Raw genomic sequence first — 12,543 nt, forward strand, 5'->3', positions numbered from 1 at the left:
GCCGGCCGATGAAACTGGACCTTGGACGATGAAGTTTCATCGTCCAAGCGTGAGAAATGTCGGCCGGCCGATGAAACTCTCAGGCCGCTCAGACGACGTCGGGGCAGGGCTCCCCGATCGCGGGGACCTCGTCGGGGGCGACCATCGGCTTGGGCCGCAGGAACAGCCCGCCGACCACGGCGGCGAGCGCGGCGGCGACGGCTCCGGCGGCGAACGCCACCTGGAGGCCGCCGTTGAGCGACTCGACCGCGGAGGCGCCGTCGGCGGCGAGCGAGTCGGTGCGAGCCGTCGAGATGCTGACGAGCACGGCCAGGCCGAGCGCACCGCCCATCATGAACGACGTGTTCACGACGCCGGAGGCGAGCCCGGACTCGTGCGGCTCGACGTCGCCCATCGCCGCGAGCAGCACCGGGTTGAAGGCGATGCCGGCACCCGCGCCGAGCAGCAGCATCGAGGGCAGCACGTCGGTGACGAAGGTGCCGTCGACGGGAGCGCGGGAGAAGAGCGCGAGGCTCACGGCGGCCAGGGCCAAGCCGGCCACGAGCGGCGGGCGGATGCCGAACCGCATGACCAGCTTGTCGGAGACGCGCAGCGAGCAGTAGGCCATCACGACGCTGGTCGGCACGAAGGCGAGGCCGACCTCGAGGGCGTCGTACCCCAGCACCTGCTGGAGGTAGAGCGCGGCGAGGAAGAACCACGCGAACATCGCGGCCGCCCACAGGACGCCGACGACCTGGGACACCACGACGTTGCGGAGCCGGAAGAGACGCAGCGGCACCAGCGGCTCCGCGACCCGCGCCTCCCAGAGGACGAAGACGGCGAGCAGCCCGAGGCTGCCGATGATCAGCGGCGCCGACGTCTCGACGATGCCGTAGACGGAGAGCATCAGCGCACCGGTGACCAGGACGGCGCCGAGCACGTCGATCCGGCCGCGCTGCTCGACGACCTCGTCGTCCGGCAGCACCCGGCGGGCGGCGATCCACACGCCGACGCCGACCGGCACGTTCACCAGGAAGATCCAGTGCCACGAGAAGAGGCCGGTCAGCACCCCGCCGAGCAGGACGCCGACGGCGCCACCGCCCGACATCACGAAGCCGAAGAAGCCCATCGCCTTCGCGCGCTCGGCCGGGTCGGTGAAGAGTCCCATGATCAGGGCGAGCGCCACGGCCGAGACGGCGGCACCGCCGAGGCCCTGGACCGCGCGGCCCACGACCAGCAGGCCGGACGTCGGTGCGAGGCCGCACGCGACCGAGGCGGCCACGAAGGCGACCACCCCGCCCAGGAAGACCCGCCGGTTGCCGAGCAGGTCGCCGAGCCGGCCGGAGAGCAGCAGGAACCCGCCGAAGGTCAGCAGGTAGGCGTTGACCACCCAGGCGAGCGCCGACTGGGAGAAGCCCAGGTCGGCCTGGATGGAGGGCAGCGCGACGTTCACGATGCTGGAGTCGAGCACGATCATGAGGTCGCCCAGGCACAGCACGTAGAGCGCCAGCCAGCGGGACTTGAGGTCTGCCATCGTCTGATCTCCTCGGTGGGACAAGGTTCCGTCACCTTCTCCACGAACGGGGGACTACGAAATCGACAGACCTGCCCGAGCTCCTGGACTCATCGGTCAGACGTGGCGGCGGGACTGGACGACCCGGAAGCGCGGTGACACGAACGCAGCGTCGAGGATCGTGGCGCTGGACGCCGGACTCGTGCCGGTGCCGTGGAAGTCGGAGAACGCCGAGACGGAGTTCACGACGATGTCGCCGAGGAGGTTCTCCGACAGGGCGACCCCGACGTCCAGGGCGACGTCGCGCACCTCGTCGAGCACCTCCTCCGACGTCGAGTAGACGCCGGCGGTCACGGCTCCGTGGCGGCTCGCCATCAGGTAGAACAGCGCGATCGACTCCTCGGTGTCCGCCGTCTCGACGAGGTAGCAGACCGCCCCGATGCTCTCGCCCGAGTAGATGTCGGCGTCGGCCGCCTGGAGGCCCACCAGCACCGGGGTGCGCACCTCGGCGTCGGTGTACGTCGGGTGCGGCACCTGCCGGCTCGCGATCAGCTCCTCTCCCTTGCGGGCCGCCGCCTCGGCGAAGGCCAGCACCGCCGGGGTGGCGAGGGCGCCCAGCACCTCGATCGCGCCGAGGTCGTGGCGCAGCAGCCGGTCCAGTGCCGCCGCGATCCCGTCGGCCACGTCACGCGGCGACTTGCGCCCCTCGTCGGTGTCGATGCCGGTCCTCGGCACCAGGAGGTTGTGCGGCGCGGTGGTCATCTGCGCCGTGAACGCGGCCAGCGAGAGGGCCAGGTTGTCGCACATCCCCGCGAAGTCCGAGGTCGAGTCGACGACGACGCTGTTGACGCCGGGACACCCCGTGAACAGCACGGCCTGGCCGGCCCGTTCCTCGAGCCAGGCACAGAACCCCGCCGGCCCCATGAAGTCGACGATCCTGACCTCCGGGCGTACGGCGAGGCGCTCGTGCAGGCGGTCCTCGCACGCGCCGACGGCGAGGGTCACCAAGCCGACGTCGAAACCGGCCTCGGCCAGCACCTCCTGGCACACCTGCACGGTGATCGCCATCGGCAGCACGGCCGACGGGTGCGGCTGCACGACGACCCGGTTGCCGGCGACCAGCGACGCGAAGATCGCCGGCCACCCGTTCCACGTCGTGAACGCCGCACTGCCGATGACCAGGCTGGTGCCGCGCGGGATGACCGTGTAGGTCTTCTCGAGCCGCGCGCCGCGGGGGCTCTCCCACACCGCCGTGGGCGCGACCCGCGTCATCTCCCGCCAGGACCACGCGAGCGCCTCGAGACTCCGGTCCAGGGCGCTGGAGACGCTGTAGGAGAACGCGATCGCGAGCGGCTGGCCGCTCGTGTGCCGGATCGCGCCCGCGAGCTCGAAGCCGCGCGCGTGCAGGCGGTCGAGGATCTCCAGGCAGACGCCGACCCGGCCGTCCGGACCCGCTTCGCGCCAGGCCCGCGCGCCGGGGACGGGGGCCAGCAGGGCGTCGACGTCGACGACGCGCGGGTAGCGCACCCCGAGGTCGAAGCCGTACGGCGAGCGCTCGGTCGACACGGTCCCCTCGGAGCCGGGCGTCTCGATCGGGAAGTCCGCGTCCAGCCACGCCCGGAAGGCGGCCGTGCCGGCCCGGCTCACCTCCGCCGGGTGGTCCCACGGCGTCACCGACTCGCCGAACGCGGAGAAGTAGGTGCGGGACGCGCTCGCGGCCACGGCGGCGTCCAACCGCGGCTGGTGACGCTGGAACCACGTGTCGTTCATCCGGTGCCCCTCCGAGTGGTGAACTGGCGCCACTCTAGGCACAGCGCAGCCCGCGTGTCCGACGTACGACACGCCGGATACGGTGGCGACATGAGGGTGCGCTGGATCGGGCTGGCGCTCGCGCTCGCCCTGGTCGGCGGTGCGGCGGGCTACGCCCTCGGTCAGTCGGCGGAGGACGGACCCGCCGGCATCTCGGCCGGGCCGGTGCCGGCGGTCTCACCGTCGTACCCCGTCAACGAGTACGTCGTGGTGCCGGACCCGGGCATCGCCCCGTTGGCGACCGACCTGCCGCTGCACACCGCCAAGTTCAAGACCGGCGACCTGCGGATGACGGCGTCGGCGCCGGTCGGCTGGGCCCGGGAGACGTTGCAGGGCGCGGACTCGTGGAACTTCGCCGACCGCGACGTCCCCCAGCCGACGTACCTGCTGCGGGTCGGCCTCATCGCTGGCGACCGTGCGTCGTTGAACGCCGCGCGGGAGTTCCGGATCAGCAAGCTCGAGGACGCCGAGTCCAACGGCGACCTCGAGCACCTGGTGGTCGAGGAGCGGTTGGACGACGGGTTCACCGCGACCTACCTGAGCGGCGGGCACCTGCGGGTCACCATGGAGCGCTTCCTGGCCCAGCCGGGCTCCACGCAGGCCTACGCGACCATCGCCGTCGTCGGCCGCGACCGGGACCGCGAGGGCATGGCCGACCTGCTGGAGCGGGCCGCGGCGTCGGCGACCTTCTGACTCACATGCCGTGCACGGCGACGTCGTCGAGCACGCCGTTGGCCGTGCCCCGGTCGTGGCTGCGCACCTGCACCCAGAGCAGCTGGTCGTCGGTGACCTGGACGACCCGCTCGACCGTGACGCCGTCGCCGGGGCAGCCCGTGTAGACGACCGTCGCCGACGGCCCGAACGTGCCGTTGTCGGGGACGCGCTGACCGACCCCTGAGCACTCGGGGTGCTGCGGCAGCTGGCTGGGCAGCTCGTCGCCGGGCAGCAGGCCGACGAAGACGCCCTGGCCGGTGGAGCCCGGGTCGGCCCAGGACGCCGAGGTGCCGGTCGAGATCGCGGCGTAGTCGCCATCGGCCCCGGAGGGCCGCCAACCGTTCGTCGCGGCGGCCCGGTGCCAGGCGGTCGGGACCGTCACGCTGAGCGAGGACTGGTCGTCGGTGATCGTCACGTCCGGATCGGCCCGCTGGGCGACGACGTAGCCGCCGAGACCGGAGGCCACCAGGACGACCGCGGCACCCGCGACGCCCACCGCCCACCGCCACCGGCTGCGCCGGGGCGGGGTCGGCTCGGCGAGGGGGCTGTCGTCGACCTTGATCGACGGCGGTGCCCCGAGCTGGGTGAGGTGCGGGTCGAGCGGCAGCCAGGGCTCGGCGACCTCGCCCGCGACCGGCGCGAGCGCCGCCTCCAGCGCCCCGACGTACGTCGCGACGTCCGGCCACCGGTCCTCGCGGTCGGCGGAGAGCCCGCGGGTCACGACCTCCTCGAGCTCGGGCGGGTAGGGCCGCTCGGCTGTCGAGAGCGGTGGCGGCGCCCCGGGCGCGGCAGCGGCCGAGAGCGACGCGTGCGAGAAGGCCGCCCGCCCGGCCAGCATCAGGTAGGTCAGCGCGGCGAGGGAGTACTGGTCGGCCCGCGGGTCGAGCGGCTCGCCCTGCGCCTGCTCGGGAGCGACGAACGACGGCGTCCCGGCGATCACCGTCAGGCGCGAGGACACCTCCATCGACTTCCCGAGCCCCAGGTCGGCGACCATGGCGGCCACCTTCCCGTCGCGAGCCCGGAAGAGCACGTTGGCGGGCTTGAGGTCGCGATGCAGCACGCCGCGCTCGTGCAGGGTCTGGAGCCCCGCCCCGATCTCGCGGACCACCTCCAGCGTCTGGGCGGCGCTCAGCCCGTCGATCTCCAGCCGGTCGGCCAGCGTGCCCTGGTCGGCGTACGACATGACGAGGTAGGGACGACCGTCGTCGAGCTCGCCGGCGTCGTAGACCGTCACGACGTGCGGCGACTCCACCTTGCGCAGGAAGCGGCCCTCCTCGAGGAACCGCTGCCGCACGGCCAGGTCCTCGCTCCAGTTCTCGGCGAGCACCTTCACGGCGACGGGCGAGTCCAGCTGCTCGTCGTACGCCAGCCAGACGGTCGCGAACGCGCCCGCGCCGATGCGTCGGCGCACGGCGTAGCGACCGAGACGGGCGGGCATGGGCACGACGGCATTATTCATCGAAGCCATCACCGGGGAGGTCACCCGAATCAGGGGTCCGACCCCGAGACGACTCGGGGTCGCCTCAGGGACGGGGTGCCGCGTCTCCCCGATGTGGGCGACCCCCACCGGCCGCGAGGCTCTTCCCATGATCAAGGTCGAGTCCCTCTCCAAGACGTACGGCGGCTTCAAGGCCGTCGACGATGTCAGCTTCACGGCGCGGCCCGGCCGCGTCACCGGCTTCCTCGGGCCCAACGGCGCCGGGAAGACCACCACCATGCGGATCATGGTCGGGCTCACCCCCGCCTCGTCCGGTTCCGCCACCGTCAGCGGTCGGCGCTTCGCCGACCTGCCCAACCCCGGCCTGGAGGTCGGCGTCCTCCTCGACGCCTCCGCCCAGCACGCCGGACGCACCGGCCGCGAGATCCTCACCGTCGCCCAGCGCACGATGGGGCTGCCGGCCTCGCGGGTCGACGAGATCCTCGACCTGGTCAGCCTCACGCCGACCGAGTCGGGCCGTCGGGTCCGCAACTACTCGCTCGGCATGCGCCAGCGGCTCGGCATCGCGGCCGCGCTGCTCGGCGAGCCCGAGGTCCTCATCCTCGACGAGCCCGCCAACGGCCTGGACCCGGCGGGCATCCGCTGGATGCGCGACCTGCTCCGCGGGTACGCCGACCGCGGCGGCACGGTGCTCCTCTCGAGCCACCTGCTGCACGAGATCGAGGTCATCGCCGACGACCTGGTCGTGATCGGCAACGGCCGGATCGTCGCCCAGGGCACCAAGGCCGAGCTGCTCGCCTCCGCGGGCACCCTGGTCCGCACCCCCGACGTCGCCACCCTCTCGGACGCGCTCACCGGCGCCGGCGTCGCCTTCGCCCCGATGACCGACGCCCTGCGCGTCGAGGCCGACCCCGACGTGGTCGGCCGGGTCGCCCTGTCCGCCGGCGTCCCCCTGACCGAGCTGCGCGCCGCCGAGGGCGCCGGCCTCGAGGAGATGTTCCTCGAGCTCACCGCAGACACCCAGCGTGAAGGAGTAGCAGCATGAGCGCCACGACCGTCGAGGGCGTCGTCGAGCACGAGGTCGTGCGTACGGCGCGTCCCGCACCCGCCCGGATCCCGATGTCCCGCCTCGTCGCCGTCGAGCTGCGCAAGTCGTTCGACACCCGGTCCGGCTTCTGGCTGATGGCCAGCATCGGCATCCTGGCCGTGATCGCGACCGTCGCGACCATCGTGTTCGCGCCTGAGAGCGAGCTCGACTACGAGTCGTTCGCGGCCGCCATCGGCTTCCCGATGGCGGTGGTCCTCCCGATCATCGCGGCCCTCCTCGTCACCAGCGAGTGGAGCCAGCGGACCGGTCTGACGACGTTCACGCTGGTGCCGCACCGCGGCCGGGTGATCACCGCCAAGCTCGCCGTGACCGTCGGCATCGGCGTCGTGTCGATGCTGATGGCCGCCGCGATCGGCGCGGTCGGCAACGTCGTCGGCACCGCGATCACCGGCACCGACACCGTCTGGAACGTGAGCCTCGCCGAGCTGACCTACATCGTCATCGGCAACGTGCTCGGCATGCTGGTCGGCTTCATGCTCGGCGTCGTGATCCGCAACTCCGCGGGCGCCATCGTGGGCTACTTCGTCTACGGCTTCGCCCTCCCGCCGCTGACCTTCCTGCTCGCCGAGAACCAGCAGTGGTTCAAGGACCTGCAGCCATGGGTCGACTTCAACTACGCCCAGGGCAACCTCTTCAACGGGGTGATGACCGGCACCTACTGGGCGCAGCTCGCGGTGACGACGTTCGTCTGGCTGGTCGTGCCGCTCGCCGTGGGCCTGCGGCTGGTGCTCCGCTCCGAGGTGAAGTAACCGTTAGGTCACCTTCCCCGGGTCCCCGACTATGGTTCGGGGACTCGGGGAAGGGGTGTTGCATGACGATCGAGGGTGCCGGTCCGGACGAGATCGACGAGCTCGCGCGCCGCGCGCAGGGCGGTGACCGCGAGGCGCTGGAGTCGCTGCTCGCGACGATCCGGCCGCGCGCGCTCAACGTCTGCCGTGGCGTGCTCCCCCACCTCCCGGACGCCGAGGACGCGTGCCAGGAGGCGTTGATCAACATCGCCAACAAGGTCGGGAGCTGGAACGGCCAGGGCCGCTTCACCACCTGGATGCACGTGGTCGCGCTCAACAGCGCGCGCTCGACGTACCGCCGGATGAAGAACCAGGCGACCCCGCGCGACCCGATGGAGTACGCCGGGGTCGACCGTCCCGACCCGCGCACCACCAGCGTCATCGCCGGCACCCGCCTCGACCTGCTCGAGGCGATGGAGACGATCGAGAAGGACCACCCGCAGTTCGTCGAGCCGCTGCTGCTGCGCGACGTCTACGGGCTGTCCTACGAGGAGATCGCCCGCCAGGTCGGCGCCCCGCTCGGCACCATCAAGGCGCAGATCCACCACGGCCGCAAGCTCGCGCGACCCCTGCTCCGGGGCTCGGAGTGAGGGCCGCGCTCGCCGCCGCCCTGGCGAGCGCCCTGCTGCTCGGCGCGTGCACCTCCGAAAGCGACCAGCCCGACGGCTCACCGAGCCCGGCTCCGAGCCCGTCCGCGACGGCGAGCCCAGCCGCGGGGGTGAGCACGCCGGTCGAGGACGGCGTCTACCCCGACGTCGGCGACCCCGGCGTCGACGCGCTGCACTACGACCTCTCGCTCACGTGGGCGCCGGACACCCGGGTCCTGACCGGCAGCGAGAAGGTCCGGCTGCGGTCCACCGCGGACGCCGACCACCTCCAGCTCGACCTCGCAGCGGACCTGACCGTCGACAGCGTGACGGTCGACGGCAAGGAGGCGGAGTTCTCGCACGACGGCAAGGACCTGGTGGTCTCCACCGACGTCCGCGCCGACCAGCGCTACCTGCTCGTCATCGACTACCGGGGCACCCCGCAGCCGGTGCCCGCACCCACCCAGCGCAACGACTTCGACACCACCGGCTGGACGACGATGCCCGACGGCGACGTCTGGACCATGCAGGAGCCCTACGGCGCCTACACCTGGTACGCCGTCAACGACCAGCCGTCCGACAAGGCGCTCTACGACATCACGGTGCGGGCTCCGAGGCCGATGGTCGGTGTCGCGAACGGCGAGCTCGTCGCCCGCCGCACGATCGGCGGCCGGGAGCTGACGCACTGGCGGCTGAAGGACCCGGCGTCGTCGTACCTCGTCACGGTCGCGATCGGGCGCTTCACGCGCACGGAGGACGAGTCGGCGTCCGGGGTGCCGATGAGCTACTGGACGCCCCGGGACCACCCCGCGCTGATCGACGAGCTGCGCCGGGCGCCGGCCGGGCTGGCCTGGCTCGAGGACCGGCTCGGCCCCTTCCCCTTCGACAGCCTCGGCTTCCTGATCGTCGACTCCGAGAGCGGCATGGAGACCCAGACGATGATCACGCTGGGCGACACCGACTACGCCACGTCGCCGGAGGTGCTCGTCCACGAGATGGCGCACCAGTGGTACGGCGACCAGGTCACGCCGGTCGACTGGCGTGACGTCTGGATGAACGAGGGCATGGCGATGTTCCTCCAGGGTGCCTGGATGGCGCAGGACCAGGGCATCTCGATCGAGGCCGTGATGGACGACTGGGCGGTGTCCGAGCCGGAGCTGCGCAAGGAGTACGGCCCGCCGGCCGACTACGACCCGAAGGCCTTCGGCGCCAGCAACATCTACTACGGGCCGGCCCTGATGTGGGACGAGCTGCGCAAGCGCCTCGGCGACGACGAGTTCTGGCGGCTGGTCCGCGCGTGGCCGGCCGGGCACGCCTACGGGAACGCCGACTACGACGACATCACCTCGTGGTGGTCCGAGCAGACCGGCGAGGACCTCTCCGGGTTCTTCGACGACTGGCTGCTCGGGGAGACGACTCCGGCGCGCAGCTGAGCAGTCCCTCTGCTGTCGGCGGAACCGCTTGCGACCGGGCTCCGGACCGGCGACGGTGGACGGCGTGAAGCTCCTCGTGCTCGGCGGTTCCGTCTTCCTCTCCCGCGCGGTCGCGGCCGACGCCGTACGACGCGGCCACGACGTCACCTGCGCCAACCGGGGCACGTCCGGGTCGGTGCCCGAGGGCGCGCGGTCGGTCGTGTGGGACCGGGACGACCCGGTGCCCGAGCAGCTCGCCGCGACGGCGTACGACGCGGTCGTCGACGTCGCCCGGCACCCGTCGCGCGTGCGGTCGGCGGTGGCGGTCTTCCCCAGTGCCCACTGGGTCTTCGTGTCGACGGTGAACGTCTACTCCGACGAGTCGACCCCCGGCGGGCGGCCCGGCACGCTGCCGATGCGGGACCCGATCCACGAGGACGTGGACCTGGCCGTCGACATGGAGGCCTACGGCCCGATGAAGGTCGCCTGCGAGTCGCTCGTCCGTGACGGCGCGGCGACGGCGACCGTGATCCGGCCCGGCCTGATCGTCGGGCCCGGCGACCCGAGCGGGCGGTTCACCTACTGGCCGGCGCGGATGGCCGACGGCGGCACGGTGCTGGCCCCGGGCCGTCCCGAGGACAGCACCCAGGTCATCGACGTGCGCGACCTGGCCACCTGGGTCGTCGGTGCGACCGAGGCCCGGCTGACCGGCGACTACGACGGCGTCGGGCACGCGACCACGATGGGCGAGGTGCTCAGCGCCGTGGCCGCCGGCTGCGACGCCGACGTCGAGCTGACCTGGGTGGCGCAGGAGTTCCTCACCGAGCAGGGCATCGAGCCGTGGGCCGGCCCGGACTCGCTCCCGCTGTGGCTCCCCCGCCCCGAGTACGACGGGATGACCGCCCACGACGCGACCCCGTCGTACGACGCCGGACTGGTGACCCGCCCGGTCGCCGACACCGCCCGCGACACCCTGGCCTGGCTGCGCGAGACGCCCGACGCGACCGTCACCGGCATCGGCCGCGAGCGCGAGGCCGAGGTGCTGGCGGCCTGGCGCGACGCCACCGGTGGTTGAGGAGGTTGCGCTAGCAACCGTCTCGAAACCACGGTCGGCCGAAGCGCGCGCCGTACGCGATCTCCGCGAGCGGCCGCCGCGTCCGCGGTGCCACCTCGCTGACGACACCGAGCCCGACGGCGATCCCGGTCGTCACCGACCAGTGCGGTGGGACCGCGGCCAGCTCCGCCAACCCGTCGTGGTCGAAGGCCGCGAACTGGTGGCACGACAGCCCCAGCGCGCCGGCCTGCACGCACAGCTGCGCGACCGCCTGCCCCAGGTCGTAGGCGGCGTAGTCGGAGTAGAGCGGGGCGTCCTCCTCCGGGCCGGACGCGGTCTGGTGCACGGCGAAGACGAGGGCGGACGCGGCCGGCGCCCAGCGCCGCACGCTCGGCGCGAGCAGCTCCACGAAGGCGTGGTGCGCCACGTCCCCGCGCCGACCGACCAGGAAGGCCCACGGCTGCGAGTTGCCGGCCGACGGCGCCCAGCGCGCGGCCTCCAGCATGCTCGCGAGGTCATCGGTCGCGAGCTCGTGCGTCTCGTCGTACCCACGCACGCTGCGGCGCTCGCGCAGCAGCGGGAGGATCGTCGGCTCGGCCATGATGGACGAGCCCCGCCGGGCGGCGCGGTATTCCCGTAGCCTGCGCTGATGGACGCCCCGACGCCCTCCCGCCTCTCCGCCGCCGAGCTCATCGACCTCGTCCTCGACGACGGCTCGTGGACGTCGTGGGACGTCGCGCCGGCGTACGGCGACATCTCGGACGAGTACGCCGCCGAGCTGGCCGCGGCCCGCGAGAAGAGCGGCGTCGACGAGTCGGTCCTCACCGGTGAGGGCCTGATGCACGGGCGCCGGGTGGCGGTCGTGATGGGCGAGTTCCGCTTCCTGGCCGGCTCGATCGGGCGCGCCTCCGCCGACCGTCTGGTGGCCGCGATCGAGCGCGCCACCCGGGAGGGCCTGCCCCTGCTCGCCGCCCCGATCAGCGGCGGCACCCGGATGCACGAGGGCACGCCCGCGTTCGTGCAGATGGTGCGGATCACCGCCGCCGTCGCGGCCCACAAGGCTGCCGGCCTGCCCTACCTGGTCTACCTCCGGCACCCGACGACCGGTGGCGTGATGGCGTCGTGGGGGTCGCTCGGCCACATGACCGTCGGCGAGAGCGGGGCTCTGATCGGCTTCCTCGGGCCGCGCGTCTACGAGGCGCTCTACGGCAAGCCCTTCCCCGAGGGCGTGCAGACCGCGGAGAACCTCTACGCCCACGGCATCCTCGACGCGGTGCTGCCGCCGGAGGAGGTCGCCGGCATCCTGGACCGCGCGCTCACGATCCTGCTCGCGCCGCGGCACGGCATCAGCCCGGTGCCCGACCCGGTCCCGCTGACGCCGCTCCCCGACGTCGAGACCTGGGACGCCGTGCTGCGCTCCCGGCGGCCCGACCGGCCCGGCGTACGACGGCTGCTCAAGTACGCCGCCAGCGACGTGATCCCGCTCAACGGCACGGGTCAGGGCGAACGCGACCCCGGTCTGCTGCTGGCGCTGGTCAGCTTCGGCCAGGCGCCGTGCGTCTTCCTCGGCCAGGACCGTCGCGGCCAGACCGCCGAGCACCCGATGGGCCCCGAGGCGCTGCGCGAGGCCCAGCGCGGCATGCGGCTGGCGGCCGACCTCGGCCTGCCGCTGGTCACCGTCATCGACACCCGCGGCGCCGCCCTGTCGGCCGAGGCCGAGAACGGCGGCATGGCCGGCGAGATCGCCCGCTGCCTCAACGAGCTGGTCACCGTCACCGCGCCCACCCTCTGCCTCATGCTCGGCGAGGGCAACGGCGGCGGCGCGCTGGCCTTCCTGCCGGCCGACCGGGTGATCGCCGCCCAGCACGCGTGGCTCTCCCCGCTCCCGCCCGAGGGTGCCAGTGCGATCGTGCACCGCGACCTCGACCACGCCCCGGAGATGGCCCGCTCCCAGAAGGTCCGCGCCCTCGACCTCCGCGAGCGCGGCATCGTCGACCGCATCGTCGCCGAGCTCCCCGACGCCGCCGACGAGCCCGAGGCGTTCTGCCAGCGCGTCGGCGCCGTCCTCGAGCACGAGCTCGCCGCCCTGCTGGAGACCGGGCCGGGGTCTCCAGCAGAGCGGGCGCAGCGCTACACCTGAG

11 protein-coding genes are annotated in these 12,543 nt (G+C 72.9%); 7 read left to right on the forward strand and 4 right to left on the reverse strand.

Annotated features, from left to right (window positions below):
• Positions 1 to 88: 88 nt before the first annotated feature.
• Both ACFPYL_RS06210 and paaN read right to left on the reverse strand, forming a co-directional pair.
• Positions 89 to 1,513 (reverse strand): DHA2 family efflux MFS transporter permease subunit, encoded by a 1,425-nt coding sequence (locus ACFPYL_RS06210; protein WP_379151762.1) that lies wholly within the window; start codon positions 1,511 to 1,513, stop codon positions 89 to 91.
• Between the two features lie 96 nt (positions 1,514 to 1,609).
• Complete coding sequence (paaN, locus tag ACFPYL_RS06215; RefSeq protein WP_379151765.1) at positions 1,610 to 3,262, reverse strand: phenylacetic acid degradation protein PaaN; 1,653 nt, start codon at positions 3,260 to 3,262, stop codon at positions 1,610 to 1,612.
• Between the two features lie 90 nt (positions 3,263 to 3,352).
• Here paaN and ACFPYL_RS06220 point away from each other — a divergent pair, with 90 nt between their 5' ends.
• Positions 3,353 to 3,994 (forward strand): hypothetical protein, encoded by a 642-nt coding sequence (locus tag ACFPYL_RS06220; protein WP_379151768.1) that lies wholly within the window; start codon positions 3,353 to 3,355, stop codon positions 3,992 to 3,994.
• A gap of 1 nt (position 3,995) precedes the next feature.
• Here ACFPYL_RS06220 and ACFPYL_RS06225 read toward each other — a convergent pair whose 3' ends face one another.
• Positions 3,996 to 5,453: a serine/threonine-protein kinase gene (locus ACFPYL_RS06225; RefSeq protein ID WP_379151907.1), complete on the reverse strand. Its 1,458-nt coding sequence runs from the start codon at positions 5,451 to 5,453 to the stop codon at positions 3,996 to 3,998.
• 148 nt (positions 5,454 to 5,601) lie between these two features.
• On the opposite strand from ACFPYL_RS06225, the gene ACFPYL_RS06230 reads away from it, so the two are divergent.
• The 5 genes from ACFPYL_RS06230 to ACFPYL_RS06250 all read left to right on the forward strand — a co-directional run bounded on the left by ACFPYL_RS06230 (position 5,602) and on the right by ACFPYL_RS06250 (position 10,423).
• The gene (locus ACFPYL_RS06230) at positions 5,602 to 6,498 is read left to right on the forward strand and encodes an ABC transporter ATP-binding protein (protein ID WP_379151770.1); all 897 of its coding nucleotides are present in this window, start codon (positions 5,602 to 5,604) and stop codon (positions 6,496 to 6,498) included.
• Entirely contained in the window at positions 6,495 to 7,310 is an 816-nt protein-coding gene (locus tag ACFPYL_RS06235; RefSeq protein WP_379151773.1) for an ABC transporter permease, read from the forward strand. Before ACFPYL_RS06230 ends, ACFPYL_RS06235 begins: the two co-directional genes overlap by 4 nt.
• Before the next feature lie 62 nt (positions 7,311 to 7,372).
• On the forward strand, positions 7,373 to 7,939 hold the full coding sequence (locus tag ACFPYL_RS06240; RefSeq protein ID WP_379151776.1) for an RNA polymerase sigma factor: 567 nt from the start codon (positions 7,373 to 7,375) through the stop codon (positions 7,937 to 7,939).
• Positions 7,936 to 9,369, forward strand: a complete 1,434-nt coding sequence (locus ACFPYL_RS06245) for a M1 family metallopeptidase (protein WP_379151779.1) — start codon at positions 7,936 to 7,938, stop codon at positions 9,367 to 9,369. Before ACFPYL_RS06240 ends, ACFPYL_RS06245 begins: the two co-directional genes overlap by 4 nt.
• Positions 9,370 to 9,433: 64 nt before the next feature.
• On the forward strand, positions 9,434 to 10,423 hold the full coding sequence (locus tag ACFPYL_RS06250) for an NAD-dependent epimerase/dehydratase family protein (RefSeq protein WP_379151782.1): 990 nt from the start codon (positions 9,434 to 9,436) through the stop codon (positions 10,421 to 10,423).
• Positions 10,424 to 10,433: 10 nt separating this feature from the next.
• Here the strand turns inward: ACFPYL_RS06250 and ACFPYL_RS06255 are convergent, their stop codons facing one another.
• Positions 10,434 to 11,003 (reverse strand): nitroreductase family protein, encoded by a 570-nt coding sequence (locus tag ACFPYL_RS06255; RefSeq protein ID WP_379151785.1) that lies wholly within the window; start codon positions 11,001 to 11,003, stop codon positions 10,434 to 10,436.
• 48 nt (positions 11,004 to 11,051) lie between these two features.
• Here ACFPYL_RS06255 and ACFPYL_RS06260 point away from each other — a divergent pair, with 48 nt between their 5' ends.
• Complete coding sequence (locus ACFPYL_RS06260) at positions 11,052 to 12,542, forward strand: carboxyl transferase domain-containing protein (protein ID WP_379151787.1); 1,491 nt, start codon at positions 11,052 to 11,054, stop codon at positions 12,540 to 12,542.
• Position 12,543: the final 1 nt, after the last annotated feature.

Source organism: Nocardioides hankookensis (assembly GCF_042658885.1).
In the GTDB taxonomy this organism is placed as follows: domain Bacteria; phylum Actinomycetota; class Actinomycetes; order Propionibacteriales; family Nocardioidaceae; genus Nocardioides; species Nocardioides hankookensis.

Excerpts from the sequence above, each read along its gene's own strand:
- ACFPYL_RS06220 (WP_379151768.1), top strand. The coding sequence starts at position 3,353 with ATGAGGGTGCGCTGGATCGGGCTGGCGCTCGCGCTCGCCCTGGTCGGC.
- ACFPYL_RS06260 (WP_379151787.1), top strand. The coding sequence starts at position 11,052 with ATGGACGCCCCGACGCCCTCCCGCCTCTCCGCCGCCGAGCTCATCGAC.
- ACFPYL_RS06235 (WP_379151773.1), top strand. The coding sequence starts at position 6,495 with ATGAGCGCCACGACCGTCGAGGGCGTCGTCGAGCACGAGGTCGTGCGT.
- ACFPYL_RS06240 (WP_379151776.1), top strand. The coding sequence starts at position 7,373 with ATGACGATCGAGGGTGCCGGTCCGGACGAGATCGACGAGCTCGCGCGC.
- ACFPYL_RS06255 (WP_379151785.1), bottom strand. The coding sequence starts at position 11,003 with ATGGCCGAGCCGACGATCCTCCCGCTGCTGCGCGAGCGCCGCAGCGTG.
- ACFPYL_RS06225 (WP_379151907.1), bottom strand. The coding sequence starts at position 5,453 with ATGCCCGCCCGTCTCGGTCGCTACGCCGTGCGCCGACGCATCGGCGCG.
- paaN (WP_379151765.1), bottom strand. The coding sequence starts at position 3,262 with ATGAACGACACGTGGTTCCAGCGTCACCAGCCGCGGTTGGACGCCGCC.
- ACFPYL_RS06210 (WP_379151762.1), bottom strand. The coding sequence starts at position 1,513 with ATGGCAGACCTCAAGTCCCGCTGGCTGGCGCTCTACGTGCTGTGCCTG.
- ACFPYL_RS06230 (WP_379151770.1), top strand. The coding sequence starts at position 5,602 with ATGATCAAGGTCGAGTCCCTCTCCAAGACGTACGGCGGCTTCAAGGCC.